The sequence below is a fragment of the Pedobacter lusitanus genome (assembly GCF_040026395.1).
Taxonomy (GTDB): Bacteria; Bacteroidota; Bacteroidia; order Sphingobacteriales; family Sphingobacteriaceae; genus Pedobacter; species Pedobacter lusitanus.
Genome location: NZ_CP157278.1, coordinates 4548836 through 4574920 on the forward strand (window position 1 = coordinate 4548836; position 26085 = coordinate 4574920).

Consider the following 26085-nt stretch of genomic DNA (forward strand, 5'->3'; position numbering starts at 1 on the left):
TCAATAAAATGCACTTCTCAACATTTTTTTGTAAAATCCATAGGCAATTTCTTACATTGTATATAAATCATTTTATTAAATAAGAATCTTATGAAAAAATTACTTTCGTTAGTGGCTATATTAAGTTTATGGGTAAGCTTGACAATGGCACAAACCGCTGCTCCTGCAACAGTTAAGGTTAAAAAAGATGGAACGCCTGATAAGCGCTACACCACTTCAAAACAGACAAAAACCACTGTAAAATTAAAGAAAGACGGGACTCCGGATAAACGTTATACTACAACTACCGAAAAGACTGCAGAAGCAGCTCCGGCTGCAAAAGCTGTAAAAAAAGAAAAAGCAACTAAGACAACTAAAGTTACTACAAAAGCTGTAGAAGCGGCTCCTGCAGCACCAGCTGCACCAGTAGCTCCGGTAGTAAAAGAAACAAAAACTACAGTTACCAAAGCACCTAAAGCGCCTAAGGCAGCAGTTGCACCAGCAGCAAAAGATTATAAACCAACTGTAGACAGAAGTCTTTCAGGACCTAATGGAGAACAAATCCTTACCGGCCCGCGTGGTGGAAAATATTATATCAATAAAAATGGTAACAAGACTTATGTAAAAAGAGAGGGGTAATTTAGAACCTCTGAGTTAAATAATAGCTTTTAAAGCAATAAAACAATTTATCAAAGGAGAATAAAACACCTTTATATCTTTTTTATTAAATATAGTTAGTTGAAATTTAAGTAATTAACATAATTTTTTGTTGTTTAATTCTAAAGATATTTTATATTTGTATTGTCCTTATGACACCACCAGTTCATATGAATTGATGACACGGGGCCGGGTAGACTGAACAATGCCCGGCCTTTTTATATTTCAGGTTCAGCTGTCTTTTTAAGCCAATATTTCTTTTTTTAATTATACGCTATGAAACGTCGTGTTTTTTTGCTGGCTCTGTTTTTTTTAACGGGCTTTGTATACAGATCCGCCGCACAAACAGGTGCTGTAAAGCAGCGTGCGGTACTTAATCATATTGCTGTTTATGTAACAAATCTGAACGAAAGTGCTTCGTTTTATGAAAAAGTGCTGAATCTTCAGCAAATTGAAGAACCATTTAAAGATGGGAAGCATATTTGGTTTACAATGGGTGCTGCAGGACAAATGCATTTAATCCAGGGGGCAAAACAAACTATAGCTCATGATAAGAATGAACATTTGTGTTTTAGTGTTGCTTCTATAACCGATTTTATAAAGATGCTGGATCTGGCAAAAATTGAATATACGAACTGGCCGGGCACGGCCAAAGCTCCGACTTTAAGAGTCGATGGTGTGAAACAGATTTATTTTCAGGATCCTGACGGACACTGGATAGAAGTAAATGATGAGATCAGCTTGAAAAAATAAGATATGAATACAGACTATTCGAAATGGGCAACAACAGACGAAATCAGAACAAGATTTGATCATGATGTTGAAAGGTTTTCCAACCTGGATACCGGACAGCTGACAACTATAGATGCTCCGCTGACTATGGAGCTTTGTACTGATGCTGCAAAATATACTAATCCCAAAGCGACTGAACTCCTTGATGTTGGTTGTGGGGCAGGGAATTATACTTTGAAAATGTTAAGTAAAGTCAGTAATCTGAACTGTACATTAAATGATCTGAGTCTGCCTATGCTGGAAAAAGCACGGCAAAGAGTAGAAGCACAGACAGCCGGAACAATTACCACCATACAGGCTGATATGCGGTCTCTGGAGTTAAAGGATAATCATTTTGATATTATTCTTGCTGCTGCAGTTTTTCATCATCTCAGGGATGATGCAGACTGGGAACTGGTCTTTGGCAAAATGTATGCTGCACTGAAACCAGGCGGAAGTATCTGGATTTCTGATCTGATCACTCATGATTCACCAGCAGTTACCCAGCTCTTTAAAGACTATTACGGAGCATATCTGGAAACGCTTGGCGGAGTTGAATATCGTGAAAAGGTATTCGATTATATTGCATACGAAGATACCCCGAGATCAGTAAATTATCAACTGGAATTATTGAAGAAAACAGGCTTCAAAAACGTGGAAATTCTGCATAAAAACTCATGTTTTGCCGCATATGGTGGTGTAAAATAGGATTATAAACCTTATTTTTGGGTTTATCAGACATTTATGGAATTAATACCAAAATCACCAATCGAAAAAATTATTGCCCCGGTCAGCAGATTTATTCACCTTGAATATACCGGAGGTATAGTGCTGTTTCTGAGTGTGCTTGTTGCTATTATATGGGCCAATTCTCCATTTCATGAATCTTATCATCATTTGTGGGATATCAAGTTCTCTATTGGTTTTGATGGATATATGCTGAATAAGCCGCTTCATATCTGGATTAATGACGGGCTGATGGCCTTATTTTTCTTCGTGATAGGACTGGAGCTGAAAAGAGAATTTATGGAGGGAGAGTTATCTACCCTGAAGAAGGCTTCTTTACCGATGATGGCTGCCCTTGGCGGTATGCTGGTTCCGGCAATTATATTCTTTTGTATCAATAAAGGGCTGGACTCAGAACATGGCTGGGGTATTCCAATGGCCACCGATATCGCTTTTGCACTGGCCTTGCTTTCCATGGCCGGAAAACATATTCCAGCTTCTGTAAAGGTGTTTTTATCAGCTCTGGCTGTAGCAGATGATCTTGGAGCCGTTTTGGTAATTGCATTTTTTTATACCAGTAATCTGAATTTTGTACCACTGGGTATTGCAGCTATTTTTCTGCTGATATTGATTGCAGGTAATAAATTAGGTATCCGGAGCAGTGCTTTTTATCTGCTGATAGGGATAGCAGTATGGATTGGCTTTTTGTTATCAGGCGTACATGCAACAATTGCCGGTGTACTGGTTGCCTTTACTATTCCAGCGGTGACTAAAATCAATGAGAACAATTTTTCTGAGAATCTCAGGAAATTATCCTTTGACTTTGAACAGGAGATTCCAAATGGTGGTTTATTAACAACTTCTGAACAACATAGAACAATAGAGCAGGTAAAACAGCTGACACTGGCTGCTGAAACTCCTTTGCAAAAAATTGAATATGCACTGCATCCCTGGGTTGCTTTTGTGATTATGCCGCTTTTTGCACTGGCTAATGCCGGAATAGTTATAGGAGCTGATTTCTTTACCGCGCTGGTTAATCCGGTAAGCATCGGGGTAATCAGCGGTTTGATCATTGGTAAGTTTGCCGGAGTACTTTTATTTACCTGGTTAATGGTAAAAACAAAACTGGCACAATTACCCGATCAGGCCAACTGGAAACACATTACCGGAGTAGCTTTACTGGCAGGAGTAGGTTTCACGATGTCTTTATTTATCAGCAATCTCGCTTTTGAAAACCCCGAATTTATTGAACAGGCTAAATATGGTATTCTCATTGCCTCGCTGATTGCAGGTGTTTTAGGAATTACTATGCTGAAATGCTTTAAAAAAGCTTAATTGCAGCGTAAAGAAAAATAAGACTGGTATAATCAGATAGTATAGATTTTATACTTATTTAACAAAGTAAAAGGTAAAATTGCAGTAGAAATTAAAGGATAATTTCTCTCTATCTAACCAATCTACTATGAAAAAAAGTCTTTCTTATGCAGCGATGCTGCTCGTTGTCCTGTTATTCAGTCAATGTAAAGTTAATCCGGGTGATTTTAAGCCCACCTTGCCTGGCAAAGCTGCCTTAAGCGTCGATGTATTACAGTTAAATATCTGGCAGGAAGGTACGATGCTAACCGGGGGATTTGACGCCATTGCAGAAGTGATTTTACAATCCAAAGCCAATGTAGTTACCCTGAGTGAAGTCCGTAATTATAGCGGTACTAAGTTTAATGAACGTATTGTGGCTGCCCTAAAGGCAAAAGGGGTAACCTTTTATTCATTTTATGATGATAACGTTGGTATCCTCTCTAAATTTCCCATCACGGCATTCACCGCAGGGATGTACTCCGGTGCTTTTGATAAAGCTATTTTACAAATCACTCCTGCTATAAACGTTGCCGTATATTCAGCGCATATCGATTATACGCATTATGCCTGTTATCTGCCCAGAGGTTATGATGGCATAACCTGGAAAAAACTTCCTGCTCCGGTGACTGATGTTACTAAAATACTTGAACAGAACCTGGCATCTCAGCGGGATGAAGCTATCAGTGCTTTTATTGCAGATGCTGATAATGAGCAGAAAAAAGGAAATATTATTATTCTTGGTGGAGATTTTAATGAACCATCCCATCTGGACTGGACGGCAGAAACCAGGAATCTGTTTGACCATAACGGTACTATAGTACCCTGGCAAAATAGTGTAGCCTTAAAAAACAAAGGCTACAAGGATGCCTACAGGGTAAAATATCCAGATCCGGTAAAATATCCGGGCTTTACCTGGGCAGCTTTTAATAAGGATGCTAAATTATCCAGTTTGGTTTGGGCACCGGATGCAGATGAAAGAGATCGTATAGATTTTATATATTATAATCAGGATAAACGAATTTCTCTTGAAGATGTCATTGTGGTGGGGCCGTCCGGATCTATCGTCAGAGGTAATGGATTTGAAGATCCCAATCAGTATGATCCTTTCCTGAAACCCAAAGGGATCTGGCCATCAGATCATAAAGGAGTGCTGGCTAATTTTAAAATCATAACAGAGTAGATTTAATCAGCAGAATTGAAACAAGCTGCCTGTTAATTTGTTTTATCATAAAACCTGAAGATTATGATTATTACAGAAAATAATACACCGTTTAATAACGAAGAAGAAGATGATCAGTTGAGTCAGCAAGATGTACAATCCGATGGAATAGATGCTATTCCTGCATCCGAAGCAGATACACAGGCTACAGAAGTAGAGAACCTGAAACAAGCATCTCAATCTTCAGAAGCTGCATACACTTTAGATGTGGATAAAGGTTTTGCACCCAGAAAAGAAGAAGAATAAGATCTTTATTTAAGCAATATCGGGCTGTCTCTTATGAGGCAGCCTTTTATTTTTCATCGCACAGCAGAATAATTTATATATTTCCTGCATATTTCACACTAAGCAGAAACAAAGAATTTCATGTATAAAAATTATAAAGTACTGGCACTGGGCCTTGTTATGGCCTTTGCCTCCTGCCAAAATAAAAAAGAAGGAACAAAAGACACTACAGCATCAGCAGACTCCGTTAAAACAGATACTACCCAGAGACCGTCTCCTAAAAACCTGACCTATAAAGTAGTGGGTACTTTACCTCATGATACTGCTGCCTATACAGAAGGATTTGAACTGAACAAAGGGAAAATCTACGAAGGAACAGGAACCTTTGAAAACTCATTTATATCCATTGCAGATGCAGCTTCCGGTAAGGTGCAAAAAAGATTCCCGCTTAAAGATAAAACAATGTATGGCGAAGGAATCACTATCCTGAATAACCAGCTTTTTCAGCTGACTTATCAGAATCATATTGCTTTTGTCTATGATCTGAAAGATCTGACTAAAGTTACCGGGACATTTAAGTGGCCATATGAAGGCTGGGGGATGACCAATGATGGGAAAAACCTGTATGTCAGTGTAGGCAGTTCTATTATTTACAAGCTGGATCCCAAATCTTTTGCTGTTACAGGTCAGATACAGGTAACTGATGATTTAGGTACAGTTGATCAGCTCAATGAGCTCGAATATGCTGACGGATTTATTTATGTTAATAAATGGCAGACCACAAAGATATTAAAAGTAGATCCAGCCAGCGGGCATGTAGCAGGTACTATTGACTGTTTTGGGCTGTTGTCTAATTATGCGCCGGATTACACGCCAAAGTCTGATGACAGTGTTCTGAATGGCATTGCCTGGGATAAAACAAACCAGCTGTTATATGTGACCGGTAAAAACTGGCCGCTGATTTTTAAATTGAAGCTGGATTAACTAAAGAGAGCCGGATTAAATACAAAATGGATATTAGTACATTCAATGCTTTTAAAAGCCGTAATTACAGATTATACTTTAGTGGTCAGTCTATTTCACTGATAGGAACATGGATGCAGAAAACTGCAGTTAGCTGGGTCGTATACGATGAAACCCATTCCAAGTTTATGCTCGGGCTTACGCTTTTTGCAAGCATGTTTCCGTCTTTCGTTTTTTCTTTTCTCGGAGGTGTGGTCTCAGACAGGTATAACCGGTATAAACTGCTGCTCATCACACAGTTTGCCTCTATGGGGCAGGCTATACTGTTAACAGCACTGATTTTCTTTAAACACTACAATGTCTGGGAAATTATTGCCCTGAGTGCGGTACTGGGCTTAATTAACGCATTTGATGTACCGGCAAGACAATCACTGGTTTATGACATGGTCGATAATAAGGCTGATTTACCCAATGCATTGGCCTTAAACTCTTCGATGGTGAATCTCTCCCGGTTAATCGGGCCGGGAATAGCCGGACTGATCCTGGAGAAATTTGGTGAAGACATTTGTTTTGGTCTCAATGCGGCAAGTTTTATTGCCGTAATCGGTTCATTGCTGATGATGAAACTGCCGGCATTTATTGAAAAACCACATACTAAAAATGTCTTTGGAGAACTTAAAGAAGGATTACAGTATATCCGCAGAACTCCTTCTATTGCGTTTATCCTGATTATGCTTGCTTTGATCAGCATGCTGGTCCTGCCATTCAGTACTTTGATTCCGGTATATGCAAAAGACATTTTCAAAGGTACCGCATCAACCTTTGGTGTGATTGATAGTATCATAGGCCTGGGGGCTTTTAGCGGAGCTATTTTCCTGGCTTCTTTAAAACCAGGCAGAAACCTCAGAAAGATTCTTGCTGTCAATACCATCATATTCGGCATTGGGCTGGTCCTGTTTTCACATAGTACCTATTATCCCGTGGCTCTGGTTTTTGCGGCAGTCTGCGGTTTTGGAATGATGTCACAGATTACCATTAGTAATACACTGATTCAGACAACTGTAGATCCGGCAATGCGGGGAAGGGTGATCAGCTTTTATGCGATGGCCTTTTTTGGTATGCAGCCTCTGGGTGGTCTATTGATTGGAACTGTATCTCAGTGGATAGGAACGCCTGATACAGTAATGGTGCAGGGAATTATCACCTTGATTATTGGTTTCTCGCTGTACTGGTTTTTACGTCGAAGTGAAATTAAAAAAGCTGAAACGCTGCAGGAGGGGTAGTCCTTCTGCAACGCTCCGGTTCGCTGTGATGCTATATAGTTTCCAGATATAGTTTCTGCAGATCGCTGGCAGAAATATCCTGCGCATTAAGCGTGTGGATTAATGATCCCTGCCGCATAATTCCAATTCTGGTTCCTACATTGACAGCATTAAAGATATCATGGGTAGCCATAAAAACAGTTTTTCCATCTTTCGAAAGCTGCTTAACTATTTCGCTGAATTCATGGGTGGCTTTAGGGTCCAGCCCACTGGTTGGTTCATCCATTAAAATTACCTCTGCATTTTTGGCCACAGCGATAGCGATACCAACTTTCTGGCGCATGCCCTTGCTGTAATTCCCAACCCGCTTATTAAAAGCCTCAGGTTGTAAACCCGCTTTTAACAGGTAGGCTTCGAGTTCCTCTTTTTTATAGCTAAATCCGGCGATACGGCTAAAAAAGTCCAGATTTTCAAGACTGGTCAGATTTGCATATAACATTACAATTTCCGGAATATAAGCCAGAAATTTCTTTGTTTCCGGCTGATCCGGACTAACCAGGAGACCATTGACCAGCGCTTTTCCGGAAGAAGCCCCGGTAAAACCCAAAAACAAATTAATAGTGGTGGTTTTACCGGCGCCGTTTTGTCCAAGTAAACAAAATACCTCACCCGGATCAACACTGAGATTCAGTTTGTTGAGGGCTGTCTGATCGCCGTATTTTTTAGTGAGTTCTATTGCTTGTAACATCATAAGGTCAATTAAAATTTAATCCCAAAGGATACTTTTACATTAAATGGATCACCGTCGATATAATAGAAATTACGGCCTTCATAAGGATAACCCGTAATCAGATCGCCCGATGACATATAGCGTTTCCCTGTCAGGTTATCTGCAATTAAACGGAAGAAATATTTATCCTGGACATAGCTTATACCAGCGTCAAATTTTGTGAAATCAGGGATATACTGATTTTTTTCTGAGGTACTGCGTTTGATCATGCTGGTCTGACCCAGACTCACATTCAGGCTGGCTTTGTTTTTCATTGGGAAGCTGTATTGTACCCAGGCATTAAAAAGCTGCTGCGGAGTTTGCGGAAGCTCTTTGCCTACCAATGTCACATCATCATCTTTTGAAATAGTGGCTTTTACATAAGTGTAGTTTGTTGCTATAGAAAGACGATCCGTGATATTCCCGATGATATCTACTTCAATCCCGTTGCTGGTCACCTCGCCTGCAGGATAGACAAAACCATTGTTCACCAGGTCTGTAACAGGTACATTTGTTTTAACCGTATGAAACCCGTTTAACGTAGTATATAAGCGTGAATTAAACCAGCTTTTTTTAACACCCAGCTCCATATCTTTACCTCTCTGAGGATTAATAGGCTCTGAACCAATGACCTCTTTGGTTACCGGATCAACGATCGCCCGCTGATAACTCTGTGGAACAAAAGACTGATCATATAAGAAATAAACTGAAGTTGCCGGATTGACCAGATAGGTAAGAGCAGCCCGCGGAGAAAAAGCTTTCTGATTGTAATTGTTGGTTTTAACCACTCCTTTGGCATTAGTTGTTTCCTTTTCATTTTTATACCAGGTATATCTCGCACCAAGAGTTAACAGCAGCTTTTCAAATAACTTCACATTATCATAAACAAAAGCAGATTTCAGAAAGGTATTATTATTGGTCCTGTTAATCCGTGTAATCTGGTTAACAGTATTCGGGTTTACGTAACTATTGGCGGTAAACCGGTTATAATCGAATTCGTTCTTACCATTGTTCAGCGACAGGGAATCTTTACTGCTGGTATAATCAGCCCCGAATAAGACCTGATGCCGGATACTTCCGGTGTGGAACTGGCCGTTTGCAAATAATTGCGAAGAAAAGGTCTTTCCTGCGCCCATAGATAAACTGGCTCTGCGTCTGGTATTCCCGTTTGCGTCGAAATTAACCATACTTCCCTTAGAGGTCATATTCCAGTTTTTATAAGGAGATGATAAATAAGAAGATTGTGAAGTAAGCTGCCAGTTGCTGTTGAATTTGTGAACAACGTAAATCCTGCCAGTTTCATTTTGTGTATAACTGGTGGGTAAACCTCTTGCAGCGCTGTAATTTGCACTGACCGGACCTTTTAAGATATCCTGTTCGCTGCGAACTTTAACAATCGCAGAACCGTTTTCCACTTCTCCCCTGATAAAATCATACTCGGCCAGCACATAAGTATTAGGGCTGAAATTATATTGTATAACCGGGGCAACTACATATTTATTGGTGCGAAGATCATTCAGGTAAGAATCTTTATGCTGAAAGGCAGTATTGAAGCGGAAAGAAAATCCCTTTTCTCTGACTTCAGAACCTATATCCGCTGCAATACGGTATAAATTAAAGCTCCCTGCAGTTTGTACGATATTGAAGAGCTTATGCCCCGGAGTTTTGGTCAGGATATTTATTGAACCACCCGGTTCACCTACAGAATTCAGAAAGCCTGCCGGTCCTTTGATAAATTCCACATTTTCTATAATGGCGTCATCATCAATAGAGGCTCCGTAATTAAACCTGCGGGACATCCCGTTTAAGGTAGTAAAAGCTGCAAAACCACGGATTTGTGCAGTTGCTGAATTATCAAATGGCGTACTGTTATATCCAAAATAAACACCACTGGCATTACGCGCTGCATCCTTTAACTCCAGTGCACCCTGCTGTTGTAAAAGTCCGGTAGAGACACTGATAATATTTTGCGGAATCTCAATTAAAGACTGCTGAAGTTTCAGCGTATTGGAAAGCGTATCAGTTTTAATCCTGACCTTTCTTTTAATGGTAACATTTACCTGGTTTAATTTGTTGACATGTTTAGTCGTATCCGATAATTTATGTGGCTGCTGAGCCAGTAGTGCATAAGGTATGGAGACCAGGCTAAGGATAAATAAGTAAGAGGTTTTTGTCATTGGTGTGTGAGTTAACTGAGTGGTTAATTATTGGATATTGTTTTTTTCTTTTGAGCTGTAATCAGCAGGAGCAGTATCGTTGCCAGCCAGATGGATAATATGTTTTTCAGGATACGGGCTGATTTGGCCTGATCTTTTACCGGATGAAATGAAGGCAGATTTTCTATCTCTGACAGCGTTAGTTTTTTATTGGATAAGAGATAGCTGTTCATGAGTTTTACCCACTGATTCTGGAAGATCGTGGTCTGGTCCTGATAATAGAGATAGTCGCTCAGACCGGTTTCCGCTGTCGCATTCAGCAGACCTTGCATCTGTGCTACAGGGTTGAACCAGGCCATCTGGTTTAACCAGTTATTGTGGCGTTCTGCAGCAGCTTTATAGGCATTGATATTGCTGTTCATACGTCTGCCCAGCAGGTCATAATAAGCGACAAACCTTTTATTACCATAAGCGGCAGTATCTGCAGTGCTTTTGAGCTTAAGATACTGAGGATTGTTGGCGTAGAATTTCTCAAGCAGCTGCGGGATGGGCATTTCCCAGGTATGAGTCATCGTTTCCCGCTGGCTGGACACCAGTTCAGTGCGCAGTGGCATAGGGTGTTTAAGGGAAGCCGTCTTATTAGTCAGTGCCGGTAGAATCAGCGTGAGCAGTAGCCAGATACCAATTAGTATTAAGGCATTGACTGATGAAGATTTCCGAAAGATAATAACCAGCCGGCAGATCGCAAACCAGAACACAAGGTAAGTATTGGTGACCAGCAGCCATAACAAAACATCAGGCAGATGCAGGGCAGTAGTATGTGGATGGATCAGGAAACCAATAAAGCTTATGGTGTTAACAAGCAGGCTGATTATTACCAGACGAAAAAGAAATTTATATAAAAGAATCCGGTTGATGTCTCCGCTTTGTACACTTAGCAAACGATCCGTCTGCTGCTCTGCTTCTCTGGAAAAAAGATCATAACTGAGTATGATAATTAACAGCGGGAACAAATAAATCAGTACAAACGAATAATCAAAATTACCAGAAGCCAGTTTCTCCGGATTGGCAATTTCTGCATTGGGAGGAGTTAATATATCACGTTTACTGCTAATGATATCAAAGTAGGGAAGGATGTCACGCTGGCCAATTGCCATCACAGTTAAACCGTAAGGAGGATTCGATGCAGCAGGCGGAGCCTTGAATTCAATCATCTGAGGCAGTCCGGCCTGTGCGGCAAGTATTTTTCCTTTGGCAGTAGTGGTATCACTATGAAATCTGCCCGTTAGTTCCTGTAAACGGGCCCGCTGGTTTTGGGCAAGGCTGTCCAGCCCGGCTAGCTGCTTCTCTGTAAAACGATAGCCGTTGCTGATCCCGTATAGACCCATCAGGAGAAAAAACAACAGAATGAATAATTGAGCAGGCTGACGTAAGAACTGGCGCCATTCAAAACGGAAAATTAGTAGAAGTAACTGCATAAATCAGCGCAATGAGGGTTTTGTAATGAAGTTTAAACTTGCAGACAGGAATAATACCCAGAAGCAGAGTGATAGCAGCGCAAATCGCTCTGTCCACAGTATTTCGGCTAAAGATGGAGGCCGGAACTCAAAGTCTTTGAGGTGCAGGAAAAATTCGGGGTCTGCTTTGTAAGTCCCTTCTGGTTTTACCGGATGACTGGCCAGTTGAAGATTCAGCTGCCGGATCAGGTTGTTGCGGTATTTTTTTGCCTGTTGGAAAAAGAGCTGATGATGATAGAAATCAGTTCCTGACATAGCCATAGAAAGACGTTTAAGACTAATAAACGGATCGGCTATACCGACATAAGTAAGCAATGACTGCTGCTGCTGAAAAGTATGTTCTATCTGCGCATAATAATGGTCAAATACACTATTCTGATAATCTTCATTATACTGCATTATAATTCCATCAGCATTTACCGGTAGCTGGGCAATACTATCCGCATGGTATTGCCTGAGCAGGGCAGCCAGACGTTGCTCTGCCCTTTCATGATAAGGTGCATCGCCATTAATTCCTTTTAGAAATCCTTGTTTAACATCATTATTGAAAGCCACCCTTGAGGTTAACGGATAATAATCAGCTGCGGTACCTGCGGCAATTTTAGGGACCAGTATGCTGCTGAATAACCAGATCGCCAGTACAATCAGAGTTGCAGTTCTGGAAGTAACACTTAAAGCCGATATGATCACACCGGTTAACACAGCCAGCAGATAAAAAAGCAGGTAACCTAAAAATATCACCAGAAAGCGGCCCCACAACGCAGTACCGGAAGCAGAAAACAACAGGATAAAAAAAAGCACAGTAAACATAGGGAGTACCAGCAGGATAGCCAGCAGATAATTAGACCAGACTTTACCCCAGGCCACTCCCGATGGCTTTATACCCTGAGCCATCAGCATTTTAAACGTGCCGGATTCTTTCTCAAAAGTCAGTGCTGATGAACTGATAAACAAAAGCAGTAATGGGATCAGCAGCTGCATGATTAAGGCAAGTGTAAACTGACCAAAGCGCATTAAAGCATCATTACGCTCCGCATTGCTATAATCCACTTCATGCTGAATATGCGCCTCTACACGATAGGTAGTGCCGAAATAATCATTCAGACCAGGGTCAAAAGCACTTAACAGATTTAAAGGTTTAAAAAGATAAGTGCCGTAATGTGCAGCTTCATGCGGATCGCTATGCTGTGCTTCCCATTGCTGACGGAACTTTTTGTTAGATAATTCACGGCTTTGCTGATCCTGCTGATACTGAAAAACCGTGAGCAGTCCGCTTGCTAAAAATAGCGTATAGATAATAATAGCCAGTGCGCTCATTATTTTATCACGGAAAACCAATCTGAATTCTTTGCGGATCAGCGTGCTTAAAAGGGCATGTAAAGGTTTAGACATTTAATCACAATTAATTGCATCAAAGTTGCATTATATTTATAATATTTGCAACAGTGTTGTATTTAAGAATTGTGTATCTATGTTTCATCTCTTTTCTTCCGGCAGAAAATTTCCGTTTTATAAACAACCTGATGCAATGGACTGCGGGCCTGTTTGTCTGAAGATCATTACCGAGTATTATGGGAAAATTTTTCCGGTTGCTTATTTCAGAAAGCTGTGCAGTATAGGTAAACAGGGGACTACGATGGCCAGCATGATTGAAGCTGCCGGTTTGCTGGGGTTTAAGACACTGGCAGCAGAATTACCCTATGAACAGCTGGTCAGCAAGGCGCCTTTACCCTGTATTCTCCACTGGGAAAAAGAACATTATGTAGTTTTATACCGTATTACAGACAAATACGCTTATCTGTCAGATCCTGGGCTGAGCGGAAAAGTAAAAGTACCTGCGGCAGATTTCATCAGATCATGGCAGATTAAAGAAGGCAGCCAGACAGGGAGAGTCTTATTGCTGGAAACAACACCTGCTTTTCACGAAAAACAAAGTATAGCAGATAACTCTGCGTCTTTATGGTCTTTATTGCCTTATCTCCGCTTACACCGAAAAAGCCTGATTCCTGTGGGTATCAGTCTTTTACTGGCCAGTGGTTTCTCTCTGGTTATCCCTTTACTTACCCAGTTGATTGTTGATAAAGGAATTCATGGTAAAAATACGAACCTGCTTTTCCTGATCTGTATTGGTCAGCTGATGCTGTTTTCAGGAAGAATGCTCATGGACTTTCTACGGGCAAGATTACTGTTCAGACTTGGAGCCAGAACCAGTATTATTTTGCTGAAAGAGTTTCTGGCAAAGCTGATGCAGCTTCCTTTTTCTTTTTTTGATAACCGGCAGGCAGGTGATAATATGCAGCGGGTAAATGATAATCAGCGGGTAGAAGAGTTTCTGACCAATTCACTGATCAGTTTTATTCTTTCTGCGATTACCCTGGTTGTGCTGGGTGGTGTATTATGTTATTACAACTGGCAGATTTTCCTGATTTTTATTATTGGTGCTGTGGTCAGTGTGACCTGGTCAAATTCTTTTAAGCAAAAAAGAAAAATCATTGACCAGAAAAAATTTAAAGTCCTGTCGGCCAATCAGCAATTACTGCTGGAAATTTTTTATGCCATGCAGGAGATTAAACTTACCGGAAGTGAAAACGAGAAACAGCATATCTGGGAGAATCTGCAGGATCAGTCTTATGAGCTGAAACTTGAAGCATTGCAGCTGGATCAGCTGATGCAGGGTATCGGTTATTTCATTAATGAAGTTAAAAATGTGCTGATTACCTATGCCGCAGCAATGCTGGTCATTCATGATCAGGTTACTCTGGGCGGAATGCTGGCTATTACCTATATCTGCGGACAGCTCAATACACCGGTTACACAGCTGGTAGAATTTGCCAGGGTTTCTCAGAATACCAGGTTCAGTTTGCAGCGGATGGCAGAAGTGCATCAGGAAGCTGTAGAAGATTTTGAAGTAGCGTACCAGCCGGTATCTGCTGTTCCCGAAGATATCAATCTCAGCCAGGTGAGTTTTCAATACGGAAACAGTCAGGCTCCTTTTGTATTAAAGAATGTCGATCTGTTTATTCCCGCCGGAAAAGTTACGGCCATAGTTGGCATGAGTGGCAGCGGTAAAACCACGCTGATTAAGCTTTTGCTGAAATTTTATCAGGTCAGCAAAGGCTCCATTACTATAGGAGACCGCTCAGTAGATCAGGTGCACGCCAAACAATGGAGAGCAGCCTGTGGCGTGGTGATGCAGGATGGATATGTGTTTATGGATACCATCGCCAATAATATTTTTGCCGGATCAGCTGTCAAAGACGAACAAAGATTACATGAAGTTTCCAGACTGGCTAATATGCATGACTTTTTTATGTCGATGCCTTTTGGTTATGCTACAGTTGTTGGAAAAGACGGATATGGCCTGAGCGAAGGACAAAAACAAAGACTTCTGATTGCCCGGCTGATTTATAGAAATCCTGCCTATATCTTTCTGGACGAAGCAACCAATTCGCTGGATGCACATAATGAATTATCTATTGTCAATAACCTGAATCATTTCTTTACCGGTAAAACGGTTCTGATTGTTGCGCACAGACTGAGTACGGTGAAGAATGCAGATCAGATTGTGGTGCTGCACCAGGGAGTGCTGGTTGAAAAAGGGACACATCAGGAGCTTATTGAACTTAAAGGGAACTATTATAAGCTAATTAAAAATCAATTGGAATTGAGTAAGTAATCTAAATAAATAACAGATGAGCATTGAGATATTTCCACATTCTTTAGTCAGATATGCCGGTATGGGCTACCAGGTTTTTGATTCCTTTAAACTGGAAGAATCAAAAGGAATACTGCAAAAAGATCATCGCATGAAAGATGCCAGAACAAGATTAAAAACGTTGATCTGTGATGCATTATTTGACCTGATTACTATTCAGAGCGATGATATGATCAGACAGCAGCTGATTAATCTTAAAAGACAGGTCTTTAACGATAAAAAAATATATCCGCAGAAACTGGAAGAACTGGGCGGTATTTTTCCTGCTGATCTGGAAAGGGATCTGCAGAATTATATGCAGGTCATGCAAAATATGGAGACTTTTCATCAGACCAATACGCTGAATTATCAGAAACTGATGATTCAGCATAGCCGGAAGCTGCAATCACTGGCTATGGATGCAAACCTGCAGAACGGATTGCTTTTATCAAGCCCGGTTTTGCTCGAACAGTTATCCGCTTATGCGAGTAAAGAACCTTCATCTTTCAGACAGAAGGAATTCAGAATAGAATTCAGTTTGCTACGCTATCTGACCAGGATGTGTTTTAAGACTTCTCCCTTCAGTACTTTTACCTATACCGGAATTATGCAGTTATCAGGTAAGGGGGCAAAGGTTCCTCTGGCAGCAGCCAAAGAAGTGAAAAACAGCCTGAAACTCAATAACGCTTTATTCGAATACCTGAAGTCTATCCTGATCCATCATCCCCGTATCAATGAATTACTGACGGTAAGAATAAATAAAACAGCTGTGATCAGGGATCAGAAAATACATTTTCTGGTTAATTTCAATAATATAGAATCTTTTCAGCAGTTGTCTGCATCAGGATTACAGCTGCTGGTATTTCAGTACTTAAAAACCAGCACTGATTCCATCTCAGTTAAGGAGCTGACAGCTAACCTGTCGGATGCTGTTGAGGAGGCCAGTTACAACTCAATTAAAGCTTATCTGTTTAAACTGGTTGCTGCCGGTTTACTGGAACTGGGGATGGAGACATCGGGCATAGATCCCGACTGGGATCATAAATTGTTGAAATTCTTTATGCAAATGGAGACCAGTGAACCGGCTGTACTGCAGATAATTTATTTATTTAAACAATTACAGCAATATCAGCTGGCCTATGCAGCAGGTGATACCGCAAAGCGAAAAGTTATTTTAGGTAATGCAGAAAAAGTAGTGGAAGATGTCTTTGAGAAACTGCAGCATGAAGCCGGACTGCCCATATCCGGTAAGGATAAAGACAAAGTAAAAACATTTCCTGCTACCGGGATCTTTGAAACCACGAATTTTATGCCACATCATTTTTCAGGCAGACAGTTGTTTTATGAAGATTGTTATACACCCGAAAAAGAAGTGCTGGAAGATGGCTTACTCCAGGATTTTACGGCAAAAACTGATCAGCTGCTGAATCATCTGCTTCCACTGGATTTATTAAAAAAAGAACGGGAAAAAATGGTTAGTTTTTTCCTGACACAGTATGCAGCCGGAGCGGAAGTAAAAGTCATTGATTTTTATCAGGCTTATTATTTTCATGTTAAAAAACCTGAAAAAGAAAAAGCCGCAAAAGAAGGTCCTCTGGTACAGGATTCAGGAGACTGGGAGAAAAAAGTGAGTGCAAAACTGACCACTATGACCCAGCATAAACCAAATATGCTGAACCTGCGGAATGAATTTTTTGCCGGGCTGTCCGAATCAGAATCGCTCGGTACACCAGAACATTATTCCAGGGGGCTTTTTGTTCAGTTTTATAAAGGAAAACTGACAAGAGAACAGGAAAATAAGGAACATGTTTTTGGAGTCATTAATACCGTCCTGCCCGGAATGGGAAAAGTAAGCGGCAGATTTTTATCCCTGTTTGCGCCGGATATTACTTCTGATTTTATCCGGTATAATACACAGCTCCATCCCGGAATGCTCAAAGTAGAATTAAATGATGCGTCGAGTTTTAATGCAAATATTCATCCGTCTTTATTAACACGTGAACTGGCTCTGCCCGGTGGAAATAAAAGTTATCCTGAAAAACAGCAGATCCCCGTTGATGAGCTTGCTGTAGGTTATGATTCAAAAACCGGTTCACTGAAACTTACTTATCAGGATGATCAGGTGTTTACCTATGACCTTTGTCTGGAATCTTTTTACAACCGTTCCAATCTTTACCAGTTAATGGCTCATTTTAATCAGGAAACCAAACTTTCTCTACAGCCATTTATCAATCTGGTAGATGCCTGTTATCTGAATATCGAAGAAGAACAGGAACATGAAATAGAATCCCTGCCAAGGATTACCTATGAAAACACAGTTATTCTCAGAAGAAGAACCTGGCGGGTAAAGACAGCTGCTGTGCCAGTACAGCAAGCCTCAGAGACTGCTTACGATTATTTTATCCGTATTAATGTATGGCGCAGTCAGCATGGAATTCCGGTTAATATATTTTTATTTCTCAGGAAGAGATCCTTCGTAATTAAACCTGCTGCACAGACAAAAGATAAAAAAGACGGGTTAAGCGATGACTATAAACCTCAGTTTATTTCTTTTGAGCAGCCCCTTCTGGTAGAAATGTTTAAACGTTTACTGGCCAGGGCGGGGGATTACCTGATTATAGAAGAAATGCTCCCGGCAACTGATCACACCGAAAAATCCGGTCATTATGAACCTGTAAAAGAATACCTGCTGCAATGGTACAAGTATTAATCTATGGCGTTACAAAATTATAATCCAATAAACAATCAATGGTTTGCCACTTACCTGTTTTATCCGGGGGATCTGGATCTGATGTTAAAAGAGCTTGTGACTCCGTTTATCCGGGATTTTATCCCCGCTGAGCAGGAAAACGTTTACTACTTTTTTATTCGCTACTGGGAGAATGGAAATCATATCAGATTAAGAATCAATGCAGATATTCAATTGCAGGAGGTGCTGGCCAAAGAATTAAAGAAAAGAGCCAATGCATTTTTTGCTCAGTATCCGGCATTAAATAAATCCGGGGTGTTCCCGGAAGAAGTTTTATTCGCGGATCACTATGTGCAGTTTGCTGCTTATGAACCCGAAATTGAGCGTTATGGTAACCGGCAAAGTATGCCCTGGGCTGAAACACATTTCTATAAATCGTCTGCTTTTATTTTAAACTGGATAAATACCAGAAAACCGGGAGCTTCTGTCCTTATACAGGCTTTGCAGCTGCATCTGATTCTGCTGGCTGCAACCGGCTGGGAAATCCCGCAGCTGCTTGCCGTTTGTAATCTTTTTATCGATGGATGGCTGCCCCGTCTTTATTTCCCCGAAGCAGCTAAACAGATGCAGAGAATACAGTGGTTAAAAGAATTTGAGCGCTCTTTTAACAGGACAAAAGAGCTTATTTTGCCGGCTTCGCGGGATTTCTGGGAAACACTGATCAGTGGAACCGCAGATAAAAATGTGCAGGATCTGGCTGATGCAAATGGCCTGATTCTTCAAAACTATCTGTCAGCAGGTTTTACCGAAGTGAAACTTGCAGAGATTATCACCAGTATGATGCATATGAATAATAACCGTCTGGGGATTTCCAATTACGAAGAAGCCTATGGAATGTATTGTACAGGCCGGTGTCTTGAATTTATAGCTCAACTTAAATAAAAATGCATGACCTCATTTACCCGTTTACAAATCAGTAGCATTCATGAGCAATTAGCACTGGTCAAAAAAGATTTATTGGCTTCCTCATCCAGAGATAAGCAGGGATTGTACTGGCAAAGCCCGTATTATGAAACCACAGATCGGTTTGCTTTTAAAACCACTATAGATATTTTTAATGGAAACAGTGGTATTGCATTGTTTTATATCAGCCTTTTTGAATTTTCAGGTGACAGGGAAGAGCTGGAGAAGGCAGCTGCGATTATGGATAAAGTTCTGCAGTCGGAAGATGTTTTAAAACCCCGTTCATTTGGTTTTTATACCGGCTTAACCGGAGTAGCTTATGTCTGTATTAAACTTTATGAACTCGGTAAAGATGAAAAATATCTGCAGAGTGCATCGCGTTTAATGCTTGGTTTTCAGGAAAATATTGTTAATCTGACTATTAAGGCCGATTTGTTAAGCGGATATTCCGGCAGTTTACTGGTTTTTACTTTGTTGTATCATCATCTCGGTTCAAAAAAGCTGTTAGCTGTGGTACATCAGTTAATTGACAGGGTAATTAACGAAGCCAGAATTTCTGAGGCCGGGCTGAAATGGGATTATAACCAGTCAAAATCTGCTTTTGATAGCCTGGCAGGATTTTCTCATGGTGCCTCAGGCATTGCCTATGCTTTGATGCAGGTGGGCAATTATTTTAAAAATGACGGACTTATTTATCTTGCAGAAGAAGCTTTAGCTTATGAAATGCAGTATTTCCATGCTGAATCCGGAAACTGGCTGGATCTGAGACTAGGTAAATACAGACTCAGTCTGCCTGATGCCCACCGCTGGGATCTGAATATTTTTCTGCCGGAGATGAAAAAGGTAAATTCCTGGGCCCATGGTGCGGGTGGGATAGGGCTGGCAAGATTGTATGCCTATGAACTGACAGGCAAAAAAATGTACTTTAAACAGTGCCAGCTGGTACTGGAAAGATGTTTAAAAGACCTGAAAAATATGGACAGGACTGATTTTACGCTTTGCAGTGGTTATATAGGTATACTGCCCTTTTTATCAAAGTTTTCTGCAATTACCGGGGTTGATTACAAAGAAATAATTACCTCAGTGACCGAAAGGGCAAAAGATCTGTACGAAAAGAAAAAAAGTTATAATACCTATATCGGTGCCGGATCTTTTGATTATGGTCTTTTATCCGGTAAAGCCGGTGTAGGATATATGCTTCTGCAATTGCTGAATCGAAAAAAAGACAGTGCAGTTTATCCCGTTTTGCCCAAAAACGAAAAGATAACGCCAGTGGTGGATCGTCATAGCAAACAAACTATTCAGCAACAAATATTTTCCGGCCATTATGCTAAAACTATCCGTCTGCTGAATGAAACTGCGCCTGGTTTATTGTCTGAACTGCGGGCAGAAGATATAAATGAATTTGAGCAGCAGGTTTGTCAGCTGATCAGCCGGTTACCGGAAGCTAAAAATTCAGCTGTTGCCGAAATGTTTGATTTTGAGCATAAAATGGCTGTTCGGTGGAAATTACATAAAGGTCATCTCTGTTATCAGAAAAAGAATGAATTTATTCTGGAAGAGGTTAAACGCTGGTGTGTGGTTACTGATCAGGAATTATACAGTTTGTCGTTACAATTATATGATCATGTAAGTTTTTATGCACTGAGTTTCCGGCTTAAAGAACTTTTGGCATTGACACAACCTTATCAGGCTGTATTATTTGTTTCAGAACAGCATGGTGTGAATACAGTTTATATCGGACAGCTCAGTGCGCTGATTACCGGTCATCTTGATCAGCAACCCATGACAGGGGACAAACTGATCAGATTGATACTGGACATGTTTTCGGCAAGTGAAAGTCTGATTGCTGAAACAACTGTGCTGCGGGAAAGAATCATCCTGCAAATCAGATCACTGCTCATCAGTGGGATTATTGGTGTTAAAGAGAAAGCATAAAAAAAGGGATCGTTTTACCGACCCCTTTTTTTAGACTATTGGATTGATTTAAACTAGCAAATAACCGTTGTACACTTAATTGCAGGTGTATGGTGATCATCTGTAGGCTCTGTGTGCGTAGGCTCTGATACGTTTCCTAATCCGCCTGATAAACGCATTGCAACTTCACTGTCGATACTTGTTACAAAACTCTCTAATTGAAGATCTTCAAGATTTAACTTGATTTTTTCTGATTGATTTTTCATAAGATTCTATTAAGTGTAATAATGCCTACTGTGATAACGGGTTTTTGGCTTATCCCCGGTTGCAACGGTGCTAAGATAGTTATTTGCAACATAGTTGCAAAACTTATTTAAGAAAATTAGTATAAATTTTTAAGCAGTAGAAAAAGAGGCTTAAAACCAGGAGCTATAGAAAGAAGAATGCTAGGAAGAGGATATTGGACGGGTAATTAACAGGATTGCAGCGGGACGTATAGAAGTCGGAGTTGGTATAGGGTTGGTATACCCCCAGGGTATACCAACCCTATACCAACTCCGACTTCCTGCAGCACCTGAACGTGACAAATTTTAAGCGACCGAACAGCCAGGTAAGTCCCTGGCGCTATCGCATAATAATACTACCTGACACTTATTTTTAAGCATCAGATAACTGTATCCGGAAATATTGTGTTGTAATTTAAGCTACGGGTTCCTGTATGGCAGCAGTACTGACTTTTTTGACTTCCCATGGGGAATTAGTCTTTTTCAGGACCATTTTTTCCTGAACCAGTGGTTGTTTGCCTTTTTTCTTTTTGAATTTTTTACCATACCATACCAGGAATCCGGTAATCGGGAGGCTTGCAGAAATCAGGCTGGCCAGAAAGGCTATGATTTTAGTTGGAAGACCCATAATAGCACCTACATGCAGATCATAGTTCATTCTTCTTATTTTGTCAGGAATACTGGCCTCTTCATATTTTCCAAGAAGGGGAGAATTAAGTATAACGGGTTTCATGGTATACTGGTCGAAAGCATATCTGTCAGCCTTATATAAAGTTCCTGCCTTCAGATAAACAACAAATCCGATCACGTCTGATGCTTTTGCCGGAACAGCAATTGTCATTCCTGCATTCCCGGGTGTTGTAGCCAGTTTACTATATAATTTATCCAGGTTTGCTGGTGCAAATTCAGCATTTAACGTAGTATCTGATAATGGTTTGGCCTGTGTTAAAGATTTTCCGCCCGAAGTTACCCAGTATAGTGATTTGCTATACCATTTATAACTATAAACAAGACCGGTTAATGAAATCAGCAGCAGAACAAGGAACACATAAAAACCTGCTACTTTATGCAGGTCATAATTTACGCGTTTAAACCTGGCGTTCCATTTGATTTTAAAGCTTTGATCACGGATAGATTTAATCCATTTTTTTGGCCACCACAAGACAATACCTGAGATGAGCAGGACAACGAATACCAGTACACCTATGCCAATAATTTTTGACCCGGTTTCACCCATCCATAGCGTACGATGGCCATTCAGGATAAATCTGAAAAATTCCACATCGCCTTTTTTGGTCTTACGGTCTATATGTAATATCTCTGCAGTATAGGGATTCAGATAAATGACTACACTCGTACCTTTTTTTCTGTTTAAAGAATTAACTGTAGCAGATTCACTTTTTTGTCCGTAACGAACAGAAGTCGGTTTTAATTTGCCCAGCTGTGATTTTGAACTGCTGATCAGTTGTGTAGGCAACAGGAAAGCTTTCTCCTGAGGCTGTACAAACTGCCAGGGCTGATAGAAGCTTCTTATTTCTTTCTCAAAAACATAGATACAGCCGGTAATACTAACTATAAAAACAATCAGACCAGAACCTAATCCAAGCCATAAATGTAACCAGGCATTTATTTTTTTGAAAGACATAATCGCTAAAAAAGATTGGTGAATTCTTTATATCGTTTATTTAGAATGATTAAAGCCCACAAAGTAAATGATATTAATTTAAGATTCCTAGTGATAACTGTAATCAATCTAAATAAATGATACCCGATTAATACAAATTCAGCGCGATTTTCATTACTTCTTTGGTTTTATAATTAGTCCAGGTACCTGTGATTCTTTGATTCCCGGTCCAGTCAGCTTCAATAGTTGCTTTGGGGATCCATTGTTTCAGTTCTTCACTATGATAATCATCTTCAGTTAATGAGAAATGGTTGTTTTTAAATGTCCCTCTCCATTCAATGGGTTTTTTAACCTGATCATACCAGTATTTCATGTTTAATGAGCCATCCTCATTGATTTTGGTAATGATCAGGCTGACAGGATATTTATCGTTTATCTTTCCCCTGAACATTTTTCCTTCAGGAAGGAGTGGGGAAACTGTGTTCTTACTGCCTTCGGTCAATTGTTTACCAAAAGGGGATAAGTATTTACTGAGCTCTTTGTAAGAAAAAGAGAGGTAGAATTTATCCAGGTCATCAAGAGCTCTCAGGGCATGGTTGGAGCACCTCCCTTTTACAAAAATGAGGCTATCCTGTCTGAAATAAAATTCATAATACTCCATATTGGCCGAGCCTGAACTTTCCAGGCATTCTTCATATAAGCTTATCTGATCAAACAAACCTTCTTCTTCTTCCCTGGTCAGTTTTTTTTCTTTGGGATCAGGACGTATGGTTTTTAAATAATCTGCGATGGTAGTTTTGACTTTTTTATTCAGTATTTTCTCCAGTTGGGGAATAGCGGTACCGGTAAAAAGTGTCTTTAGCAGTATAGGGTCGCCGGTCCGGAGATCGAAATTATAAAAACTTTCAAAACCTTCAGGATAGGCGCCACTTGCTTCGCCTTCTATAGCGAAACTTAAGATATTTTTAGTGGTTTTAAATCGCTTCCAGCTATAGAAATCAACAGATGAACTGTTTTCATTTGCTCCATAGGTCACCTTTTCAAAAGGGTGCTTTTTAAACACGCCCGGTAAATGTTCCAGATCAGCTACCTGCATAAAGGTGTTTATTTTTTTTGCCACTTTTGGATTAACCGGAAAGTCTACCTCAGGATATTTATTTTCTTTATAGCCAGGGGTTATATTTTTAAGTTCGGCCTGACCCGTTTGAGCAAATAGCGTGTTCGAAAAAAGTATCAGCAGGGTGATTAAGTTATATTTCATATTTATTCTTCCGGTCTTTATAAGATCTGCTAAAATTAGCGTTTTCTGCATGTTGCAGAACTATAAAATGATCATGAAAAAAATATTAAAATATATTTTTAATAAGCTGTAGCGTTTGCCTGTTTACTTACGTTTTACAGTCAAATAGGTTAAGATTCGAATGCCGGAATCGGGTAATGGTAGTTACCTAAGGAATCTTCAGGGGTGTGTTTTGTTGCTTACCACTGTTGATAATACAGGAATTGAATTTTTGGGTAGATGAAATTCCGCACACACAAATGGATGCAATAGCCCCACAATCCTCTGGATTGGGGGGCTTTGTTTTTTACCAGAAAAGGCTGTAAAGTGCAACAATAATTCCGCCTACGATCAATGAGCCTATAGCGAAACTCTGATTGGTCTTAAACATACTTCTGTCTACTTCAAGTCCTTTAGGATTGATGCCGTTTCGGTTTTCCAGTTTACTGATAATGATCATCGCAATTACGCAGATAGCGAATACGAAGCCCATACGGTCAATAAAAGGAATTTCATATAACATCGTACCGTTTTTTTGCTCAGCCAGTTTAGAGAAACCATAGGGGCTCAGCCATTCCAGGTTAGCAAAGGTTGGCAGTACTTTGAAGAATACCGATAAAATAAAACCGCCGATTGTAGCAAACAGTGCGGCGTTGGATGTCGTTCTTTTCCAGAAAAATCCAAGCAGGAACATGGCAAATATACCTGGAGAAACAAAACCGGTATATTCCTGTATAAACTGGAACCCTCCTTTTTTATCTATTCCAAGTTGAGGAGCAATAATAATAGCCAGAATCATGGCTACAATTACAGTTATCCGGCCAATAATTACCTGTCTGTTCTCATCAGCATCCTTATTAATAACTTTCTTATAGACATCAAGTGTAAATATCGTGGCAATACTATTGGCTTTTCCTGCAAGAGAAGCTACAATGGCTGCTGTCAGCGCTGCGAATGATAAACCTTTCAATCCGGCAGGCAGCAGGTTAAGCAATACAGGATAAGCTGAGTCTGCATTTAAAGATCCATCCTTTAACATCGACTGATGGAAATTTCCATAACCTTCTTTGTAAAGTACATAAGCGGCTATACCTGGTAATACAACGATAACAGGCATCAGTAATTTCAGGAAGGCTGCGAACAGCAATCCGCTGCGGGCAGTTTTCAGATCTGCACCTAAAGCCCTTTGTGTAATATATTGGTTACAGCCCCAGTAATTCAGATTAACGATCCACATTCCACCTATTAACATAGATAACCCTGGCAAATCCATATAGTGAGCATCCTCTTTCCGGAAGATCATATGGAAGTGATCTGTGGCTTTTTCTTTAATCAGCGCAAGGCCATTAAATACACCTGTGGTTCCAAAATGAGTGGATACCAGTTCAAGGGCAAGATAGGTTGTGGCCAGACCACCAAGTATCAGAAAGAAAACCTGGATTACATCGGTATAACCGATAACCTTCATACCGCCAAGTGTAATAATTACAGCGAAAACTGACAGGACATACATACAAGCTGTAATGTTGATACCCGAAATGCTGTTAATAGCCAGCGCACCCAGATAAAGTATGGACGTGAGGTTAACTATCACATATAACAACAGCCAGAAAATGGCCATAATCATAGCTACAGTGCTGTTATACCGCTGTCCAAGAAACTGAGGCATAGTATATATCTTGTTTTTGATATAGACCGGAATGAAAAATATGGCCACAATAATCAGAGTAATTGCGGCCAGCCATTCATAACTGGCAATGGCAAGCCCCATGGTGAAACCCGATCCGCTCATGCCGATAAATTGTTCTGCCGAGATGTTGGATGCAATGAGGGAGGCTCCGATGGCCCACCAGGTTAATGAGTCTTTTGCGAGGAAGAAATCTTTTGAATTTTCTTTTTGTGCTTGTTTTTTACGGTAAACTGTCCAGCCATACAGAGCGACGATCAGGAAGTAGACCAGGAAAACGACGTAGTCGTAAGTGCCTAATGAGTTCATAGTTTAAGTAGTTCGAATTGAAGGTTGTGTGTGGTCCTT

The 26085-nt window shown here is 40.3% G+C and carries 20 protein-coding genes; 12 read left to right on the forward strand and 8 right to left on the reverse strand.

Annotated elements, in window-relative coordinates; translation table 11 throughout:
- The first annotated feature begins 90 nt into the window (after positions 1-90).
- From PL_RS19355 to PL_RS19390, 8 genes are all read left to right on the forward strand, one after another.
- Positions 91-618, forward strand: coding sequence for a hypothetical protein (locus PL_RS19355; protein WP_052496329.1), 528 nt, complete (start codon positions 91-93; stop codon positions 616-618).
- 294 nt (positions 619-912) lie between these two features.
- Positions 913-1389, forward strand: coding sequence for a VOC family protein (locus tag PL_RS19360; RefSeq protein ID WP_041882658.1), 477 nt, complete (start codon positions 913-915; stop codon positions 1387-1389).
- A 3-nt stretch (positions 1390-1392) separates the two neighbouring features.
- Positions 1393-2115 carry a class I SAM-dependent methyltransferase gene (locus PL_RS19365; RefSeq protein ID WP_041882660.1) on the forward strand — a complete coding sequence of 241 codons (723 nt, stop codon included), beginning with the start codon at positions 1393-1395 and terminating at the stop codon, positions 2113-2115.
- 36 nt (positions 2116-2151) lie between these two features.
- Positions 2152-3468: a Na+/H+ antiporter NhaA gene (gene nhaA, locus PL_RS19370; protein WP_041882661.1), complete on the forward strand. Its 1317-nt coding sequence runs from the start codon at positions 2152-2154 to the stop codon at positions 3466-3468.
- A 127-nt stretch (positions 3469-3595) separates the two neighbouring features.
- Positions 3596-4669 (forward strand): endonuclease/exonuclease/phosphatase family protein, encoded by a 1074-nt coding sequence (locus PL_RS19375; RefSeq protein ID WP_041882662.1) that lies wholly within the window; start codon positions 3596-3598, stop codon positions 4667-4669.
- Between the two features lie 63 nt (positions 4670-4732).
- Positions 4733-4954 (forward strand): hypothetical protein, encoded by a 222-nt coding sequence (locus PL_RS19380; RefSeq protein ID WP_041882663.1) that lies wholly within the window; start codon positions 4733-4735, stop codon positions 4952-4954.
- Between the two features lie 120 nt (positions 4955-5074).
- Positions 5075-5917, forward strand: coding sequence for a glutaminyl-peptide cyclotransferase (locus PL_RS19385; protein WP_052496330.1), 843 nt, complete (start codon positions 5075-5077; stop codon positions 5915-5917).
- 26 nt (positions 5918-5943) lie between these two features.
- Entirely contained in the window at positions 5944-7179 is a 1236-nt protein-coding gene (locus PL_RS19390; RefSeq protein WP_041882664.1) for an MFS transporter, read from the forward strand.
- Positions 7180-7210: 31 nt separating this feature from the next.
- Here PL_RS19390 and PL_RS19395 read toward each other — a convergent pair whose 3' ends face one another.
- From PL_RS19395 to PL_RS19410, 4 genes are read right to left on the reverse strand one after another with little or no spacing between them, the layout of a single operon-like run.
- Positions 7211-7909 carry an ABC transporter ATP-binding protein gene (locus tag PL_RS19395; RefSeq protein ID WP_200890745.1) on the reverse strand — a complete coding sequence of 233 codons (699 nt, stop codon included), beginning with the start codon at positions 7907-7909 and terminating at the stop codon, positions 7211-7213.
- A gap of 8 nt (positions 7910-7917) precedes the next feature.
- Positions 7918-10104: a TonB-dependent siderophore receptor gene (locus PL_RS19400; RefSeq protein ID WP_041882666.1), complete on the reverse strand. Its 2187-nt coding sequence runs from the start codon at positions 10102-10104 to the stop codon at positions 7918-7920.
- 23 nt (positions 10105-10127) lie between these two features.
- Positions 10128-11561, reverse strand: a complete 1434-nt coding sequence (locus PL_RS19405) for a DUF3526 domain-containing protein (RefSeq protein WP_041882667.1) — start codon at positions 11559-11561, stop codon at positions 10128-10130.
- Between the two features lie 3 nt (positions 11562-11564).
- The gene (locus PL_RS19410) at positions 11565-12992 is read right to left on the reverse strand and encodes a DUF3526 domain-containing protein (protein ID WP_041882668.1); all 1428 of its coding nucleotides are present in this window, start codon (positions 12990-12992) and stop codon (positions 11565-11567) included.
- Between the two features lie 79 nt (positions 12993-13071).
- On the opposite strand from PL_RS19410, the gene PL_RS19415 reads away from it, so the two are divergent.
- From PL_RS19415 to PL_RS19430, 4 genes are read left to right on the forward strand one after another with little or no spacing between them, the layout of a single operon-like run.
- Positions 13072-15276 (forward strand): peptidase domain-containing ABC transporter, encoded by a 2205-nt coding sequence (locus PL_RS19415; RefSeq protein WP_041882670.1) that lies wholly within the window; start codon positions 13072-13074, stop codon positions 15274-15276.
- Positions 15277-15292: 16 nt separating this feature from the next.
- On the forward strand, positions 15293-18004 hold the full coding sequence (locus PL_RS19420) for a lantibiotic dehydratase (RefSeq protein ID WP_041882671.1): 2712 nt from the start codon (positions 15293-15295) through the stop codon (positions 18002-18004).
- 3 nt (positions 18005-18007) lie between these two features.
- Positions 18008-18925, forward strand: coding sequence for a thiopeptide-type bacteriocin biosynthesis protein (locus tag PL_RS19425; protein ID WP_041882672.1), 918 nt, complete (start codon positions 18008-18010; stop codon positions 18923-18925).
- A gap of 6 nt (positions 18926-18931) precedes the next feature.
- The gene (locus tag PL_RS19430; RefSeq protein ID WP_041882673.1) at positions 18932-20884 is read left to right on the forward strand and encodes a lanthionine synthetase LanC family protein; all 1953 of its coding nucleotides are present in this window, start codon (positions 18932-18934) and stop codon (positions 20882-20884) included.
- Positions 20885-20937: 53 nt separating this feature from the next.
- On the opposite strand, the gene PL_RS19435 is transcribed toward PL_RS19430, so the two are convergent.
- The 4 genes from PL_RS19435 to PL_RS19450 form a co-directional block, all read right to left on the reverse strand.
- Entirely contained in the window at positions 20938-21129 is a 192-nt protein-coding gene (locus tag PL_RS19435) for a pinensin family lanthipeptide (RefSeq protein ID WP_041882676.1), read from the reverse strand.
- A gap of 433 nt (positions 21130-21562) precedes the next feature.
- Positions 21563-22792, reverse strand: coding sequence for a PepSY-associated TM helix domain-containing protein (locus PL_RS19440; protein WP_041885353.1), 1230 nt, complete (start codon positions 22790-22792; stop codon positions 21563-21565).
- 127 nt (positions 22793-22919) lie between these two features.
- Positions 22920-24032: a hypothetical protein gene (locus PL_RS19445; protein ID WP_348620138.1), complete on the reverse strand. Its 1113-nt coding sequence runs from the start codon at positions 24030-24032 to the stop codon at positions 22920-22922.
- A gap of 325 nt (positions 24033-24357) precedes the next feature.
- Complete coding sequence (locus tag PL_RS19450) at positions 24358-26046, reverse strand: sodium/sugar symporter (protein WP_041885338.1); 1689 nt, start codon at positions 26044-26046, stop codon at positions 24358-24360.
- Positions 26047-26085 lie beyond the last annotated feature (39 nt).

Coding starts and splice junctions, on each gene's coding strand:
- PL_RS19400 (WP_041882666.1), bottom strand. CDS start 10,104: ATGACAAAAACCTCTTACTTATTTATCCTTAGCCTGGTCTCCATACCT.
- PL_RS19405 (WP_041882667.1), bottom strand. CDS start 11,561: ATGCAGTTACTTCTACTAATTTTCCGTTTTGAATGGCGCCAGTTCTTA.
- nhaA (WP_041882661.1), top strand. CDS start 2,152: ATGGAATTAATACCAAAATCACCAATCGAAAAAATTATTGCCCCGGTC.
- PL_RS19415 (WP_041882670.1), top strand. CDS start 13,072: ATGTTTCATCTCTTTTCTTCCGGCAGAAAATTTCCGTTTTATAAACAA.
- PL_RS19375 (WP_041882662.1), top strand. CDS start 3,596: ATGAAAAAAAGTCTTTCTTATGCAGCGATGCTGCTCGTTGTCCTGTTA.
- PL_RS19425 (WP_041882672.1), top strand. CDS start 18,008: ATGGCGTTACAAAATTATAATCCAATAAACAATCAATGGTTTGCCACT.
- PL_RS19365 (WP_041882660.1), top strand. CDS start 1,393: ATGAATACAGACTATTCGAAATGGGCAACAACAGACGAAATCAGAACA.
- PL_RS19420 (WP_041882671.1), top strand. CDS start 15,293: ATGAGCATTGAGATATTTCCACATTCTTTAGTCAGATATGCCGGTATG.
- PL_RS19410 (WP_041882668.1), bottom strand. CDS start 12,992: ATGTCTAAACCTTTACATGCCCTTTTAAGCACGCTGATCCGCAAAGAA.
- PL_RS19445 (WP_348620138.1), bottom strand. CDS start 24,032: ATGAAATATAACTTAATCACCCTGCTGATACTTTTTTCGAACACGCTA.
- PL_RS19385 (WP_052496330.1), top strand. CDS start 5,075: ATGTATAAAAATTATAAAGTACTGGCACTGGGCCTTGTTATGGCCTTT.
- PL_RS19395 (WP_200890745.1), bottom strand. CDS start 7,909: ATGATGTTACAAGCAATAGAACTCACTAAAAAATACGGCGATCAGACA.
- PL_RS19440 (WP_041885353.1), bottom strand. CDS start 22,792: ATGTCTTTCAAAAAAATAAATGCCTGGTTACATTTATGGCTTGGATTA.
- PL_RS19390 (WP_041882664.1), top strand. CDS start 5,944: ATGGATATTAGTACATTCAATGCTTTTAAAAGCCGTAATTACAGATTA.
- PL_RS19435 (WP_041882676.1), bottom strand. CDS start 21,129: ATGAAAAATCAATCAGAAAAAATCAAGTTAAATCTTGAAGATCTTCAA.
- PL_RS19355 (WP_052496329.1), top strand. CDS start 91: ATGAAAAAATTACTTTCGTTAGTGGCTATATTAAGTTTATGGGTAAGC.
- PL_RS19360 (WP_041882658.1), top strand. CDS start 913: ATGAAACGTCGTGTTTTTTTGCTGGCTCTGTTTTTTTTAACGGGCTTT.
- PL_RS19450 (WP_041885338.1), bottom strand. CDS start 26,046: ATGAACTCATTAGGCACTTACGACTACGTCGTTTTCCTGGTCTACTTC.
- PL_RS19430 (WP_041882673.1), top strand. CDS start 18,932: ATGACCTCATTTACCCGTTTACAAATCAGTAGCATTCATGAGCAATTA.
- PL_RS19380 (WP_041882663.1), top strand. CDS start 4,733: ATGATTATTACAGAAAATAATACACCGTTTAATAACGAAGAAGAAGAT.